This is a genomic window from Desulfovibrio sp. MES5 (genome assembly GCF_002237645.1).
Classification (GTDB): Bacteria; Desulfobacterota; Desulfovibrionia; order Desulfovibrionales; family Desulfovibrionaceae; genus Desulfovibrio.
In genome coordinates this window covers 1-15,856 of the sequence record NZ_MJUZ01000020.1, presented here as the reverse complement: position 1 = coordinate 15,856, position 15,856 = coordinate 1, and the positions used below count along the sequence as shown (strand labels likewise).

Sequence of the window (15,856 nt, the reverse complement as noted above, 5' to 3'; positions counted from 1 at the left end):
ATGCTGCGGGTTGTTGTAAGAAATCATTACGGCTTTGTTGGTGTTGCCTGCACGGGCTTTTGCCCGTCCTTGTCCGCATCCGGAGCGGCCTTGGCAACCGGAGCGCTGGACGCGGCTTCTTCAGCGGCCAGCTTGGGGTCAAGCTCGGCTGCGCGGGCGCGCAGGTAGCTGCTGTTGACGCCGTCAGTCTCACGGGCCAGGGCCAGGTATGTGCGGGCCGCCAGTTCATTCTGACCGGAGGCAATGGCGGCTTCAGCCATCATCTGGCGCAGCTGCGGAGCGCTGGCCGCGCCGGGCTGGGTGTTTTGCAGCCCTTGCAGCAGGGTCAGGGCTTCGGCGCTTTTGCCAGCCTTGAGCAGGGCTCCGGCCTCGCCAAGCGAAGCGGACAGGCTGAAAGCGCCGTCCGTACTTTTGGCGGCCTTGCCGTAAGCCTGGGCGGCAGTGGCGTAATCGTCGTTTTCAAGGGCACTTTGCGCCAGGGCCATATAGGCGGCAAAACGGGTGGAAGAAGGCGCGCCCTCCGCCAGCTGCGAGAGAGCTTTGACCTGATCCGCGCCATGATTTTGTATAAGGGTGCGCGCCAGGGCATCGCGGGCTTCACTCGCCCGGGAGTCGCCGTGCCAGTTATAGATGCCGGTGCCTATGAGCACCAGAAGAAACAGCACCAGCACGCTGGCTATAAGACCGGCATGGCGCAGCATGAATTGCAGAAGAGGCGCACTCTCCTGGCTCACTTCCAGTTGCAGGTCACGCAGCAGGGGCGCATCGCCCGTGCCTTGATTCTTTTGCGGATTCATGTATCAAAAACTCCTTAGGGGCGAAATCGCCGCCATTTCCGGCGTGCAAGCGGAGCGCGCACGTGAGGACGGACTCAGGACGGAAGTCTTCTTCATAGGCCACAAACAGTCCTTCTGTCAAAACAAATATCCCCGGCCAGGACCGCAAACGCGCGCCCACAGCCGCTGTTACAAGGAGTTCGCATGACGCCATCGGAAAAAATGGCGCGCCTTGGCGCGCAGGCTAAAAACGCGGCGCGTGCCATGACCAGGGCTACGCCCGAATCCAAAAACAGGGCTCTGCTGGGACTGGCCGAACTTTTGCGCGAACGCGAGGCGGATATTCTGGCCGCCAACGCCCGCGACGTCGAAGCCGCCAGGGCTGCCGGGCAGGATTCCGCCCGCCTTGACCGCCTCACGCTCACTCCCGCCATTATGGAAGAAATGCGCGCCGCCTGTGCCCACGTCGCCAATTTGCCCGATCCGGTGGGAGCCACCGAAAGCCAGTGGCAGCGCCCCAACGGCCTGCTGGTGGGCAAGATGCGTATTCCCCTTGGCGTTATCGCCATGATTTACGAAGCCCGCCCCAATGTCACCGTTGATGCGGCCATTCTGTGCATCAAGGCCGGCAACGCCGTCATCCTGCGCGGCGGCAGCGAAGCCCTGCACTCCAATACCGCTCTTGCGCAGGCGCTTCAGGACGCCATGGTGCAGGCTGGCCTGCCCGCCGAAGCCGCGCAGCTTGTGGCCGTGCCCGGGCATGAGGCCGTCAACGCCCTGTGCAAGCTCGACCAGTATATTGACGTCATCATCCCCCGTGGGGGCGAAGGTCTTGTGCGCGCCGTGACCGAGGCCGCCACCATGCCCGTGCTCAAGCATTTCAAAGGGGTGTGCCACGCTTATATCGAGCCGGACGCTGACCTTTACAAGGCTCTGGACATCGTGTTCAACGGCAAGGTGCAGCGCCCCGGCGTGTGCAACGCGCTGGAATGCCTGCTGGTTCACAAGGGCGTGGCCGCTCGTTTTCTGCCCATGGTGGCGGAAAAGCTCGGCGCTGCCGGTGTGGAGTTTCGCGCCGACGCTACCGCCCTGCCGCTTATGGACAAGGCTCCCGCAGGCAGCGTCGTGCCCCAGAAACCCGAAGACCTCGGACAGGAGTTCCACAACCTCATCCTTGCCGTGCGCGTGGTTGCGGATATGGACGAAGCCCTGGACCACATTGCCCGCTACGGCTCCAATCATACAGAAATCATCTGCACCAACGACTACGCCAAGGCCATGCGCTTTCTACGTGAGGCCGACGCCTCCATGGTGGCCGTCAATGCGTCCAGCCGCTTCAACGATGGCGGCCAGCTTGGCCTTGGGGCAGAAATCGGCATCTCCACTTCCAAGCTGCACGCTTACGGCGCCATGGGCGTGGAAGAGCTGACCACCACCAAGTTTGTGGTACTTGGGCAAGGGCAGGTGCGGCAGTAGTGACGGCGAACCTCGGCTCACAAGGGGCGGCGGCCAGTGCGGCTCCGGATGGCAAGGCTCCAGATGTGACGGCTCCCGGCGGCAAGGCTCACGGTGTAGCGGCTCCCGGCGGAACGCCAGGGCCGTGCGCGGGTCGGGCCATTTTGGGCGGCAGCTTCAATCCCCCGCATGTGGGGCATCTGCGTCTGGCCATTGAGGCCGCCGAAGCTCTGGCCCCTCTGGTGAGCGGCGTTGATCTCGTGCCCTGTGCCGTGCCGCCGCACAAAACCATGACGGGCATGCTGCCTTTTGATCTGCGCGCCCGCATGGTGGAAGCCAGCATCGTCGACCTGCCCTTTCTGCGCTGCAACAGACTTGAGGGGCAGCGACAGGGGCCATCCTATACATGGGACACGTTGTTGGCGTATCGTGAGGCCGAACCGCAAACAGAACTGTATTTCATACTGGGCAGTCCAGACTTTGCCCTGCTCCCCACCTGGCACAGGGGGCTGGAACTGCCGGGTCTGTGCCACTTTGTTGTGGTGCCGCGCGACGGACAAACCGCGCAGGACGTGATAGCCACGGCGCAAAGGCTGTGGCCCGAAGCCCGCGAGCGCGACCCTCTTGTGGGCGGCGGCCCTTGCATGGCCTTGCCCGGCGGCGGGCTGGCGCATTTTCTGCCCTTGCCCTGGCTGGACGTGAGCGCGTCGCGCCTGCGCAGTTTGTGGCTGGCAGGCCGAAGGGTGGATTTTCTGCTGCCGCGGGCGGCTTTTGAAATTCTGAAGCAGAGCGAGAAAACTGTTCAAGCACACTGGCGACAGACGGAGCCGACATGCTGACAACCGCCCCCAAGGACATACGCGAAAATGTGGCAAGAGCCTTAGGGTATCTGCGCAAGGATGAGGTGGAGCGCTCGCTTCTGGTCATGCGTGAAGCTCTGCGCCGTATGGCCGAGGTCAAGATGCTGCGCCCCGCGCGGGCGGAGCTGGACAGCCAGATCAATGAATTTCTGTCCACACTGGTGCGCCATCAGTGCATGCAGCCGCTGCTGGACCCGGCCCGGACGGGCAATCCCAAAAACATTCCCTTTCAGCAGGGCAAGGAAGCGGCCCTGGCCACAGTGATGGACGGCCTTGCCAAAATTCTGCAAAAAGAATCTGAAAATTGCGTTCAGGCAGAAGCCACCGCCCGTATGGAAAGAAAAAAGCATCTTATTGATACGGGGCTGCAGTTTATTCGCGAAGGGCAGACCGCCAAGGGGCGCGCCTTTCTCAAGCGTGTGGTTGAAGAGTTCACGCAGGAAGACGGCATCCGCGTCCAGGTGGCCCAGATTTTTTCCGCCGCCGGTCTGTATCAGGAAGCCGCCGAAACGTATGAAGAGGCCATGGTCAAACAGCCACGCGACCCTGCCGCCTACACCGGCGCAGTGGCCGCCTGGATGGAACTGCTCGAATACGAAAAGGCCGAGAACGTCTACAGGGCTGTGCTGCGAACGTTCGGCGGGCACCCTTCCACCTACGGCAAAATGGCAAAGCTGTACCTCATCTGGCACAAACGCCAGAAAGCAGAGGACATGGCCCTGCGCGCACTGCACGATGATCCGGAGCAGGCCGACGCGCTGGAAGTGATGGCCGCACTGGAACGCAGGTAGTCCACTGTAACGTCTGGGCATTGCCATTCAAAAAAAGATGCGCTATAGACAGCCTTCCGGTCACGGGCGCAACGCCCTGACCTGCGGAGAGGTAGCGAAGCTGGCCGTAACGCGCTCGACTCGAAATCGAGTTGTCCCTTAACCGGGGCACGTGGGTTCGAATCCCACCCTCTCCGCCATATATAATAAAATTATGTACTTATGAAAAAATGGAGTGTCAAAAACGATGCTCCTTTTTTGCATCATTTATCTTTTTGCTCCATTTATGCTCCACTCAGTTTGAAAGGAGGGGTAAAAATGGCAAGCATTCTCAAGCGCGGCGACCTGCAATGGGAAGCGAGAATCCGAGCGAGAATCCGACGGAAGGGTCACCCTATCACTTGCAAAACCTTCACCACAAAAAGTGATGCTGAAAAGTGGCGCGGGATATCGAAAATGAAATGGACAGGGGCGTTTTCACCTCTCGAACCGGGCGGAAAACACCATCCTGCATGAAGCCCTTGAACGCTTTATCGCTGAATATGTTCCCCGTTACAATAATCCCAAACTGGAAACGATAAAAGCCCGCTCTGTGCAGCGGCGGAAGATGGCGACAAAATTTATGGCGGCTATCCGCTCCAGGGATATTGCGGAATTCATCAAAGAGCACGAGGCCGAAGGCGTTACGAGCAACACCGTAAGGCTCGACTTGGCGGTAATCTCCCGAGTTTTCAATGTGGCACTCGCCTCATGGGGTATGGAATCGCTGCGCCTCCCCCGTCAGTAAAGTTCCGCGCGCTAAAATCGGCAACGGACGCACCAGACGGCTTGAGGGGGAAGAAGAAGAAGAAGAAGAACGGCTTTTGGCTGAATGCCAGGACACTCTCCGGCCTATCGTCCAGTTCGCCATTGAAATGGCAATGCGACGCGGAGAAATCGCGTCTTTGACATGGCAGAACGTAGACCTTGCCCGGAAGACTGTCTATCTGCCCAAGACAAAAAACAATGAGCAGCGGACGCTTCCCCTCTCCCCTGCCGCTATCGAAATCCTGAAAGGCATAGAGCGGGATGAATACCCTAGCGAGTTCAAGCTCTCCGATGTTTCCATCATACAAGCGTTCATCAAGGCATGCCAAAGGGCAAACATTGAGAGCTAACCTTTCATGACTTATGGCATGAGCGCTTACCCTGCCTTTTCGAACGTACCGACCTCGACATCATGGAAATCAAATCCATATCCGGGCATAAGACGCTTCAACTGCTTGCGAGACATAGCCATCTCCGGGCGTACAAGCTTGTAGACAGGCTTGCGGGGCTAGGCGTGGGGAAGTTTCGCCGTAACAACGTTTGATAAATATTTTCAGCCAATTGACCTCAAGTAGTCTACAATCTTGGCACCTTTTATTCCGAGAGAAACTGAATACACTTCGTGGTATTCAATGAACATTCCTGTGAATAGTTGTACAAAAGTGCCATCACGCGGAATGATACGATATATTGGCCCCCCACTTACCCCTCTAGGGACAGGGCCAGTGATTTCTAAGTTGGCAGACAAAGAGTTCTGCTTTCTCCGATGATACTCCATGCAAAAAAAACTATCGGATTGGATTTCAGGGGTGGCAGGCTTCAAGTTTTCAGGCGTAGCCCTTGGCAGCGTCATCCAGTCAAATGGTTTTTCATATGTGAAAACGTTATTGGGTTTTATTTTAAATTTTGAAGCCTCAAATCCAACAACGTAAAACATTTCATCATGGTACAGCGAGCCTATGGATTCCTCAACATTTATAGGTGTCATCATGCGAAGCTTGCTTGCAAGGATATCATCTTTTGACAAAGGATACACTGCCAAATCAAGACTTTTATTTATTATAAACAAATTTACATCTAAAACATGCAGTCCGTGTCCTGGTATACAAACTATAATATTATTTGAAGCGGCGCAATCGAGAGCATGTGATGCAGTGATTAAAAATAACATTCCATCAATACTTGCATAATATGATGTCGCTTTTCCAAAAAATTTATGCGTATCATGAGATTCTCTGATGATTGGAAAACATGAATACATCTCATCTATAGATAGCAAATCCGAAAATCTATCTTTTAACTCGTTGTATACAGCAAACAGTTCATCATTTTTTTTAAGTTGAGCCGTAGCATCAACTCCTTTCCGCTCAAGTTTTCCTATCTCTTTTATTTGATCAATTAGCGCAGCAAAGTCAGCCCATTTTTCCATTTCTCTCCTCCCATTTCTATTTCTTACCTACATTTTACTCACAACTTCGGCCAACATTGAAAACGGCAAAAGCAAATGTGGACTCACTCTATATTTGCAAAGCCAAAATGTTCGTCCGCCTTTTTGACGAAAGGGGGAAGCTGTCCGGGTGCGTATATGTTTCCACACCCTGTGACACCTGACTGCAAAAAGCAACAGATATAGAGAGGAGAAAATGATGCGCGCATACAGCTACAGAGAAGCGGTAGAATCCGGCCTTGAGCCACAGGACTACATCTTTGCCAATGAAGAAATAACTTCTGAGGCGCTTTTTGTGGCTCCACAAAGCAATATACCCCGCGCGACAAAGGGATAGATTTCAGTGAGTCGGGTAAACATGCCGCTCTGGATAACCTCGCCACTCTTTGCCGCACAGGTAAAGAAAACGCGTCTCAATCTTGGACGCCCATACAAACATGGCTGCTGGATTTGCGAAGGCGTGGCATGGCTGTTTTGTTGGTGCATCATGCAGGGAAATCAAGGGATCAGCGCGGCACGTCTGCCCGTGAAGACATTATGGACACGGTAATCAGCCTTAGACGCCCCAAAATATACAACGTGGCAGAGGGAGCGCGATTTGAAGTGCATCTGACCAAAGCGCGGGGCATTGTTGGTGAAGAAGCTCTGCCCTTTGAAGTGCATCTGCGTAGTGAGGACAATCGGCTTCTTTGGGACGTAAGCGATCTAGTGAATATTCAGGCTGAAGAACTTAAGCGCCTTCTTGGAGAAGGCCTCAGCCTCAGAGATTGTGCTGATGAAATGGGTGTCAGCAAATCTGTTCTGCATCGGCTCAAAAAGCGCTTGGAGGGTGACCAATGACACGATCTGCAAATCTTGCCCGTCCTCTGTCCCACTGTCCCACTCTCTGGGGCAGGGACAGCGGGACAGCAATCAGCCGCATCACCCCACAAGCGCCAGATGGTTTGAAGCAAGCCATGTTTTCGCTTGGCTCAAACGGCTTGCTCTGCGAGGCGTCAAAACACATTGCCGCTTCACGGCAAAAGGAGCGCGCCTATGCTTGCTGAGTCGCGCAAACACGCCCCCCGAAAAAATGGCCGCCCAAAAGGCGACCCCATAAAGGTGCGCCACATGACAATCGGGGTGCGCGTCAATCCGGCTGAGTGGGAGGCGCTTCAGCTTCGTGCGCAGCACATGGGCATGAGTCCTGCGCAGTGGTTACGCACAGCAGCTTTGAGCAGGCGCATGCCGCTTCCCCCTGTGCCAGAGGTTAACCGCAAGACCTACGGCGAACTTGCGCGGTTGGGCGTTAATCTTAACCAAATCGCCAAGGCTGCCAATGCGGGCCGAACAGCTGTTCCCTTCGGACTACTGAGGGAACTACTTCGCCAGATCATGTGTTTGCAAGCTTCCCTGATGGGTGTTGCTGACAGCATGCCGCCAGTTGCGGAAGAAGCGCCTTGATAGCCAAATGTATCAAGGGCAAGGGCTTTCGTGGGGCGGCCACCTATGATTTGCAGCCCCACAAAAGCCTGCTGCTTGAAACCAATATGGCGGGGCGAACACCACGCGCCCTTGCTGCGGAGTTTGGAGCTATTCGCGCCCTGAGGCCGAATCTGTCCAAGGCCGTTTGTCATGTGAGCCTGAGCCTACACCCGGAAGAATCCCTATCAGATGAGCAGTGGTGCGAGGCTGCTCGTTCGTGGCTTCAAGGCATGGGTTTTATAAACAATCAATATGTCATTAGCCGACATACTGACGCAGCACACGCACACATTCATATTCTGGTGAACAGAATTGCACTGGATGGAAAAGTGGTGACTGACGCGCACGACTACAGGCGACAAGAAAAAATCATGCGGGAACTGGAGCAACGGTTTTCTCTTCGGCAAGTGAGCTCAAGCCGGGAAACGTTGCGGGCAGCCCTTACGAAAGAGGAGATTGAGCACGCCCTGCGTACTGGCGAGGCATCCACCCGCATGAACCTACAAAAAATAATTGATGCGGCCCTTACGCAAAAAATTGCGTTGAATGCGTTTTGTCAGAAATTGGCGGCCCAGGGCATGACCGTGCGTTTAAATAAAGCCTCCACCGGATTTGTTTCGGGGATCAGCTTTGCGCTTGGTGACGTGAAGTTCAAGGGCAGCAAGCTCGGCAAAGGCTACACATGGGGCGCATTGCAACTCAGAGGATTACTCCATGAGCAAGATAGACGAATTGAAGAACATGAGCAGGGCATCGGAAGCGGCGACAGCACAGACCGCGCCGAGCGAGATAGATCAGACAAGGGTAGAAGCCCATCTGATGGTGTTGAGCTTACAAGAGGAAACCCGGATCAAGAATTCGCAAGAGCTGATACAACGTTTGAAGGAATTGCAAAGCGCTACCTCGCGCGCAGCCAACGAGATCGAGGGCGCAGCCCGTCAGGTGAGGGATTATCCCGTTGAGGTTTTGAATCAACACAGGGCGCGTATGGAGCAATGCATGGCAAAGTGCGAGGCGGCGGCAATCGCATCAAAGGAGTATTTTGATAAATCGCGTGCAGTAATGGATGGTTACGGCAAGGAATTGCGGGGTGATACGTGGTGGTTGGCAAGTGTAACTGCTGGATGCACAGCACTTTTCTTTGTGTTTTTGTACGCCTTTATCGGCTGGCTCAAAAGGTAATGGCTGATATTGTTGAGTAGCAATGGGCGCGTGAAGCATGGATAACCTCCTTCCGCGCCCTAATATTGACAACGAGCAAAATTGAGCGCATTTATGTTTAACGAATACGCTTAACGTATTCGCGCTGCGAATGCTGCCAAGAGCGTTCAGGCTATTCGCTGGAGGCATTAATGAGGGTACGCTTCAGATGATTATGAGCTTCAAAAACGAAGAGACGGAAGAGCTTTTTACCTCTGGCAATTTTCCGCCTCTGAATACAGCACAGCGAAAGGGGTTGCGCATGCTGCGTATTCTGCATGCAACAGGCCAGCTCAATTCGCTCCGAATTCCTTCAGGCAACAGGCTGGAAAAATTGAAGGGAGATCGGGACGGTCAATTCAGCATCGCTATTAACATGCAGTGGCGCATATGCTTTCGATGGGAAGATGGAAACGCATATGATGTAGAAGTGGTGGATTATCACTAGCGGCAAAGCTATTGGCAGAAAACAACAAAACACCACTCATGGTTAGGAGATATTTTATGATTGCTATTCACCCCGGCGAAATATTGCGCGAAGAATATATGGCTCCACTTGGTCTCACTGCCTCCATGCTTGCTCTGGAGCTGCGGATTCCCGCTTCACGAGTGCATGAGATTATTAACGAAAAGCGGGGTATCTCTGTAGACACTGCCCTGCGGCTTGCAAAGTTTTTTGAAACTGACCTCAATTTGTGGGTCAACTTGCAGGCGCAGTATGAAGCGGATTCGATGGATGCTCAGAAGCGCACGGAGATGGAAAGGATAGTTCCTTACAGCGAGTTGCAGAGGGCTAGTGCTACGCTATAATATTTTGTTCAGAAAATAGAGGGCGGCCTTAGGCCGCCCTCTATCGTTCCGGTAAGCCAGTTTAATCAAATTAAGTACAAACGCTTCAAAGACCATAAGGTAACGAATTGCGCTATGCGGAACCTTACCTTATGCTATAACAAAGGTGTCCGCATTTGGTGTGGCCCATATTTTAAATGAGACTTTAACTATTGTATAAAACTATGCCCCAATCACCAGAATTAGCCGGAGGAGAAGGATTTACCTATGAAGGTAATGTGGCAGCTTTTTATCTTGCTGCCCTTCTCGCCGAAGCATATGCGCCCGGGATTGAAGATCGAATTGTATGTTGTGTTTCGGTTCAACAGCGTGACTTCGGCGAACCACTTGATGACGTCATTGTTGACTTTAAAGATACGACAGAAAATGAAGCACGCCTTAGCTTGCAAATTAAGCGTTCGCTCACTGTCAGCAATGCTGAGTCAAATAATGATTTTCGTGATATCATTCGCGACAGTTGGGCAACTTTCAAAAAAAATAATTTTCGTTTTGGCATTGATCGCTACGGTACAGCCGTTGGCACAATCTCCTCCGCCAAAGAACGTGCCCTCAAAACCCTTTGTGACTGGGCACGAGAAAGCCTCACTCCTGAACATTTTAATGCTCGTTTTGCGCCAAATGGGAGTGCAAGTGATGAAATACGGGCGATTAAAGAAACTATCCTCTCCTTGCTAGAAAAAATAAATGGTACACCATGTGCAGATGACGAAGCCCACCAGTTTCTTGCCCATTTTGTGCTTATTCAGTTTGACTTTCTTCGTGAAGGCAACACGGATTCTCCAGAAGCTATTAATCGTATAAGGGAATGTTTAGCCCCAAACGAGGGATGCAAAGCTCCCCTCGTATGGGGGAAAATGATTCAGTGGGCACGCGATTCTGCGGGAAAATCTGGCCAATTTAACCGTATCCGGCTTGTAAAGGACGTATCGCACCTCGTGCAACTACGTGGAGCCCCCTCAATCGTTTCTGACTTAAACAAGTTAACTGAACTAGCTAGAAGCTATGTGAGCCTTATCCCTGATGATATTAGTGGAATTAATGTTGAAAGAAGTGCGCTGCTTGATGACTATAATACTAAACTATCAGCAGCACGCTTGCTCCAGATTCGAGGCCTCCCCGGAAGTGGTAAATCCGTCATAATGCGGCAGGCTGTGGAGCGCTCGCTTGAACATGGTCCGACGATCTTCATCAAAGCAGAGCAGCTCGAAGGAACAAGTTGGATTAGCTACGCGACATCACATGGGCTATCAAACATACCTCTTGAGCGACTTCTTGTAGAAGTCGGCGCAGCTGGCACCAATATCCTTTTTATAGATGCGATAGATCGAGTAGAAAGAAGGTATCAATCTGTCATTCTTGATTTATTCAACACTATCACAAATTCTCCTTTATTGAGTGACTGGCGTATCGTGGTGTCACTCAGAGACTCTGGTGTCGAAATTCTTCGCAACTGGTTGGGAGATTTTATTGACACGTTGAGGGTTGAGACTCTTCAGGTAGAGATATTTGACGATCAAGAATCGGAAATATTGGCAAATAAAAAACCACAGTTACGTTCGCTTCTGTTTGGCACAGATCAGGTGCGAAATATTGTTAGAAGGCCCTTTTTTGCAAAAATTCTTAACCAAGGGTACCTAGCCGACCCTAGCGATTCAACCTTTGCTCCCCAATCAGAGATAGACTTAATTGAAAACTGGTGGCGACGAGGTGGCTACAACGAAATCGGACAAAACGTTGTAGAACGGCAGCGCACCTTGCTTGAATTGGCAAAAGCTCGCGTCAGCAATCTCAGCCAGCCAATTTTTCTTAGCAGGCTATCGACGATCAACCACTTAGACGCACTAAGAGTAGACGGCATACTTCAAGATGCTCGTGAGGGCATATCTGTTCGTTTTACACATGACATTTTTTTTGAGTGGGCCTTTTTTTATGTTCTCACAGAGGCTAGCCCTCAGTGGATGGATATAATCAAAAACTGCGGAGAACCTCCAGCCGTTGCACGTGTCGTAGAGCTAATTTCTCAATGGGAATATACTAGGGGGAACGATTGGGGGGGCTGTCTGGAAAAATTGAAGTGTGCTGAGTTAAGATATCAATGGTTACGAGCTTGGCTACTTGGTCCTCTTGGAACCTCGGAATTCGATGCTTCAGATGCTCTGTTTGCATCAACAACTTTCATTGATGATTTTTATTTATTCAAAAAAGTACTTGTGTGGTTTCAGGCTGAAAAGACGATACCAAACTCTAACGTCATGTCTGGAATCGTGCCAAACGCTAATTTGATTCGGATGGCTTATCTTTTTGCATGGCCATCAGATTTAACAACATGGCGCCGCCTTATCGACTTTATCATTAGGCGAATTCAAGAAATTCCGCAGCGCCTCTATCCAGAGATAATTTCCATTTTTGAGGTTTGGCAACATGCCCTTTCTGGTTATAAAAATCCGACTTCTCATGCTATCTTGAAACAATGCTCTATATGGCTTTCTTCAGCAGAAGATGAACTCAAGGCATCTCGAAATTGCGCTAGAGATTCAATGGGTTGGGATGATATAAAAGACTTACCATCATTTCATGAATCTTTGGTTAGGTTGATTTTACTTTCAGCAAGGAGTGAGCCTGAATTCGTCTCAGAGTATTTACAACGAGTCACAAATCAAAGCCGAATTGAAGAAAAAAGCTTTCACAACATCATAGCCTATTCAGGCATTCTTTCTCAAACATTACCCAAGCAGCTTGTAGATATTTCACTCGCATTCCTGCTAAAGGAGTTGCCAGAAGATCGAATTTCTCGTGATATTCGGCGACAGAAATCCAATTCTGAATGGCGCAAATCTCTTCTTGCCAAACCCGAAGATGAACGCACAGAACGAGAACGACTAGAACTAGAGCTATCCTTTCCTACTCTCTTCGCTGACCATTTGGGTTCACATGATTGGGATAAGCTTTCTCTTGATGATCACAGATTTTTCCCGTCATCTCCTCTTAGAGACCCCTTTCATTCGCTTTTTCAAACAGCGCCGCAAGAGGGATTACGGCTGGTCAGAGAAATATGTAATCACGCAATCACAGCATGGAGGCAGCTGCACCGCTGGTCATACGATCATCGTAGCACTCCAATTCCACTCGAGATAAAATTCCCGTGGGGGGCGCAAAAATTTTGGGGTAATGACCGCGAGTATCTTTGGTGCAGGTCCGTATGGCCTCCGTACATCCTTGGCTGCGCTTTGATGGCTTTAGAAGAATGGTGTTGCGCTGAGCTTGAGCGTAGAGTCCCCGTAGATGAACTCATTAAGGCTGTCGTAGAAGAGAATGAATGCGTTGCTATCCTAGGTGTCGCGGCAATGATTGCGCTCCAGACTGAAACCGTATCAGAAACTGTATTTCCGCTTATCAGTTCACAGCGTTTGCTCGATATGGATAAAAAACGATGGGTACGTGACTGCTTACCGTCATCAAGTTTGATTGGATTTACGAAAACCTCTGATAAGTCCCATGTTGAAGCAGTTGAAAAGCTTAATGGCAAGGAAGTTCGTCGAAAAACTCTAAGTTGGATGATTCCACGGTTTATTTTTTTCTCTAACCCAGATTACGACCAAAAAACCAGAGATTCCATCCTCGGCTTTCAAAATGAATTGCCATTTGAATATGAAGAACATCGGGATAACACTGAAATTAATGCGCAGCTTACAGCACAAGCTATTGAATACGCAGAGCTAGTGGATCGGAATAACTACCACGCTCAGCGAGTCGATGGAGCACCAGACCAAATCGCAATCGTTCATGTCAGTCCGACAAAATCTGCGCCAGAAAGCATGGCTAAGGCTGAAGAGGCATCTAAGCGGTTGGAGGAGAGCAGCCTATACATGTGGGCAGAAAAATCTTTAAAGAAAAGCTCCCTTGATGAAACATATACTGTTGAGAAGGCTATTGCCTCGGCCTGCGAGATAATTGCTAATGGACTATTTAGGGTTTCCCAAAGTGCAGACGAAGACTTCCTAGTGGGAATGCCTAGGGGGGCTGTGGCAGCAACCGCAGCCATAGTTCTCAATTTTCGAAAAGGGCGTTCTCCCGAGGAACTTGATTGGGCTCGCGATGTGTTGCAACAAGTGGCACGATTTGTTGAGCAGCCTTTTAGCCCGCTACTGTCTGAATCTTCTTATGTTCCATGGCACCATTCAATATTCCTCGCGCATGGGCTTGCCGCTGAACTGCGCGAAGGGACTGAAAGTGAAACGACTGCGCAAGAGCTTCTAGAGTTACTGACACATCCTCTGGAAATAGTATCTCTAGCTGCTTTTGATGAATTGTGTAAATTATGGGATAAAAATCCTAAACTGTCATGGTGCGGAATTTATTTAGCTTTTGCGTTATGTCATTCGGAGAGACGCCCTTATAATGAAGTCTCGCCCTCCTCAGAAATGGTCGCCTCAGCATTACAGAGAGCAATCGAACTATATAAAAATGGGGAAAATTGGCCCGCACTTTCTCCTCTCCCTGTTGCTTGGATAAAAATACCTCAAGAAAATCGGCAGGTACGACGGCGGAAACTTAACTCCCCCTCCTCCAAGTTTAATAGTAAATTCGCTCATGGCAACGGCGATGGCCCCGCTGATGACTGGACGGAACCCGACATCCGGTGGAATCAGTACCGTGCTAAAAAATTTCTTGAGCACATTCCTTATGGTGAAATTCTGAAAAGCCAAGCAGGAGCCTCTCTCGTTGACTTTTTGAGTGACCTTTTGGGTTGGACGATTCAAAAAAATTCTCCACCTTGGGAGACGGAAACATTTAAACCCCGCCCTGCGGCTGAGTTCTATGAATGGACTCATGCTTTAGGACGGGTGCTAGGATCAGCATCTGGTGCAATATCATTTGATATTTTGCGATCACGGCTGTTGGATCCGATTTTAAAAATTGAAGGGGAGGCTTGCTGGGCTCTGTTAGCTCCGTTTGTGGATATATATATTTGTAAATATGTGTATGATGCACAAATTATACACACAGATGCAAAAGTTGTTCTTGAGCTTTGCCTTGAGCATACGCTCTGCGACAAAGTATTTCAGAATGGATATTCTGACGGAAGAATTTGGGACTATGACTTGCCAGATCTCGCGCGTTCATTGATGTTTATCTCGGTTGAGTATGCAGAACTAGCAGCCCGCTATGTCAATGGAGACTGGTCAGAAATAAACTTTATTTTGCCGATAGTTGATCGCTTTATCCGAGTTGCAGGATGGTCCGGCTCGGTAATGTCCATGTTTTTGACCCTCTGCGAACGCTCTAAAGCCAATTACCCTGCTGAAGCATTTGCAGATCAACTTATTTCGGTCATTTCAAATGCCTCAAACGGGTTAGTGCAATGGCACGACGTTCTTGCTCCGGCCCGGATCGCGGAACTTGTGCACTATATGGCACATAGAGATTCGCCAATGCCATTGACTCTCGCGCAAAAGTTTCTGCGAATACTTGATTGGCTAGTTGATATGGGTGACAGGAGAAGCGCAGCCCTTCAACTGAGTGAATCGTTTCGGGATGTCCGTGTACCTTGCGCATCATGACTGATTGCTCACTGGAGGCTCAGCCGAGAGTTCACCCAATAGCGGTCCGGCAGGGGCATACCTATTCGTGCGAGCGCTACGAATAATGGATATGAAACCGGACACAAATTTATCATTTCATTTTTATTTTAAAACATATCGGATAGTTATAGGTGTAGTTGAATCCCACCCTCTCCGCCATAAGTAAATAATAACAGGCTGCTATGCTAAAAGGCATGGCAGCCTATTTTTTATAACTTGAGGGTTGTGGTTCGATTTGTGGTTCGTCTGAGCTCTGGATGGGCTTTCCAGCGACTTCGACAATAGCAGCCCTGTCGACGGCGCGGGTGTTTTCCCCTGACGATATCATTGCTGAATTTTGCCGATTCGTGCTCGTTCTAGCTGCCACGATGCATTTGGGAACGGTTCAGTTACGCCCTCAGGCATATCAATGCCTGGGGGCTCTTTTTTTTGGGGGGGGCTCACGGCAGCCATGACCAGCCCCGTTTTTTTGTACCAGGTTAAATGTTAGTGGTAGATTCTTTGTGGTTCTGTTTCTGTCGCCTGTATAGCTGATAATTCTGGCGGAGGCGAGATTGGTCCCATTTCTCCTCTTTGGGGAGGGGTAAAAACTGTCAATGGCGCAGGAGGTCTACCGTTAAGGGAGCGATGCGGCCTACGGTGGTTG

The 15,856-nt window shown here is 50.9% G+C and carries 15 protein-coding genes and 1 tRNA gene; 14 read left to right on the top strand and 2 right to left on the bottom strand.

Annotated features, from left to right (window positions below):
- Positions 1 to 26: 26 nt before the first annotated feature.
- Positions 27 to 797, bottom strand: a complete 771-nt coding sequence (locus BCS36_RS06675; RefSeq protein WP_291302126.1) for a tetratricopeptide repeat protein — start codon at positions 795 to 797, stop codon at positions 27 to 29.
- Between the two features lie 183 nt (positions 798 to 980).
- Between BCS36_RS06675 and BCS36_RS06670 the strand changes: the two genes are divergently transcribed.
- From BCS36_RS06670 to BCS36_RS06645, 6 genes are all read left to right on the top strand, one after another.
- Positions 981 to 2,252: a glutamate-5-semialdehyde dehydrogenase gene (locus BCS36_RS06670; protein ID WP_291302125.1), complete on the top strand. Its 1,272-nt coding sequence runs from the start codon at positions 981 to 983 to the stop codon at positions 2,250 to 2,252.
- Complete coding sequence (locus BCS36_RS06665) at positions 2,252 to 3,070, top strand: nicotinate-nicotinamide nucleotide adenylyltransferase (RefSeq protein ID WP_291302124.1); 819 nt, start codon at positions 2,252 to 2,254, stop codon at positions 3,068 to 3,070. The genes BCS36_RS06670 and BCS36_RS06665 overlap by 1 nt, the downstream gene beginning before the upstream one ends.
- The gene (locus tag BCS36_RS06660) at positions 3,064 to 3,882 is read left to right on the top strand and encodes a hypothetical protein (protein WP_291302123.1); all 819 of its coding nucleotides are present in this window, start codon (positions 3,064 to 3,066) and stop codon (positions 3,880 to 3,882) included. The genes BCS36_RS06665 and BCS36_RS06660 overlap by 7 nt, the downstream gene beginning before the upstream one ends.
- Before the next feature lie 85 nt (positions 3,883 to 3,967).
- Positions 3,968 to 4,061, top strand: a tRNA-Ser gene (locus BCS36_RS06655).
- A gap of 22 nt (positions 4,062 to 4,083) precedes the next feature.
- The gene (locus BCS36_RS06650) at positions 4,084 to 4,377 is read left to right on the top strand and encodes a hypothetical protein (RefSeq protein WP_291302122.1); all 294 of its coding nucleotides are present in this window, start codon (positions 4,084 to 4,086) and stop codon (positions 4,375 to 4,377) included.
- Positions 4,378 to 4,595: 218 nt separating this feature from the next.
- A complete protein-coding gene (locus BCS36_RS06645) occupies positions 4,596 to 5,018 on the top strand; it encodes a site-specific integrase (protein WP_291302121.1) in 423 nt (140 codons plus the stop codon).
- Between the two features lie 203 nt (positions 5,019 to 5,221).
- Here the strand turns inward: BCS36_RS06645 and BCS36_RS06640 are convergent, their stop codons facing one another.
- The gene (locus tag BCS36_RS06640) at positions 5,222 to 6,097 is read right to left on the bottom strand and encodes a hypothetical protein (RefSeq protein WP_291302120.1); all 876 of its coding nucleotides are present in this window, start codon (positions 6,095 to 6,097) and stop codon (positions 5,222 to 5,224) included.
- A 217-nt stretch (positions 6,098 to 6,314) separates the two neighbouring features.
- Here BCS36_RS06640 and BCS36_RS06635 point away from each other — a divergent pair, with 217 nt between their 5' ends.
- The 8 genes from BCS36_RS06635 to BCS36_RS06600 all read left to right on the top strand — a co-directional run bounded on the left by BCS36_RS06635 (position 6,315) and on the right by BCS36_RS06600 (position 15,189).
- Positions 6,315 to 6,452: a hypothetical protein gene (locus BCS36_RS06635; RefSeq protein WP_291302119.1), complete on the top strand. Its 138-nt coding sequence runs from the start codon at positions 6,315 to 6,317 to the stop codon at positions 6,450 to 6,452.
- Between the two features lie 128 nt (positions 6,453 to 6,580).
- A complete protein-coding gene (locus BCS36_RS06630; RefSeq protein WP_291302118.1) occupies positions 6,581 to 6,955 on the top strand; it encodes a hypothetical protein in 375 nt (124 codons plus the stop codon).
- Between the two features lie 195 nt (positions 6,956 to 7,150).
- A complete protein-coding gene (gene mobC, locus BCS36_RS06625; RefSeq protein WP_291302117.1) occupies positions 7,151 to 7,558 on the top strand; it encodes a plasmid mobilization relaxosome protein MobC in 408 nt (135 codons plus the stop codon).
- Positions 7,555 to 8,541, top strand: coding sequence for a relaxase/mobilization nuclease domain-containing protein (locus BCS36_RS06620; protein ID WP_291302116.1), 987 nt, complete (start codon positions 7,555 to 7,557; stop codon positions 8,539 to 8,541). The genes mobC and BCS36_RS06620 overlap by 4 nt, the downstream gene beginning before the upstream one ends.
- A 25-nt stretch (positions 8,542 to 8,566) precedes the next feature.
- The gene (locus BCS36_RS06615) at positions 8,567 to 8,761 is read left to right on the top strand and encodes a hypothetical protein (protein ID WP_291302115.1); all 195 of its coding nucleotides are present in this window, start codon (positions 8,567 to 8,569) and stop codon (positions 8,759 to 8,761) included.
- A gap of 187 nt (positions 8,762 to 8,948) precedes the next feature.
- The gene (locus BCS36_RS06610; protein WP_291302114.1) at positions 8,949 to 9,227 is read left to right on the top strand and encodes a type II toxin-antitoxin system RelE/ParE family toxin; all 279 of its coding nucleotides are present in this window, start codon (positions 8,949 to 8,951) and stop codon (positions 9,225 to 9,227) included.
- A gap of 56 nt (positions 9,228 to 9,283) precedes the next feature.
- Entirely contained in the window at positions 9,284 to 9,589 is a 306-nt protein-coding gene (locus tag BCS36_RS06605) for a HigA family addiction module antitoxin (RefSeq protein ID WP_291302113.1), read from the top strand.
- A 203-nt stretch (positions 9,590 to 9,792) separates the two neighbouring features.
- A complete protein-coding gene (locus BCS36_RS06600; RefSeq protein WP_291302112.1) occupies positions 9,793 to 15,189 on the top strand; it encodes a hypothetical protein in 5,397 nt (1,798 codons plus the stop codon).
- Positions 15,190 to 15,856 lie beyond the last annotated feature (667 nt).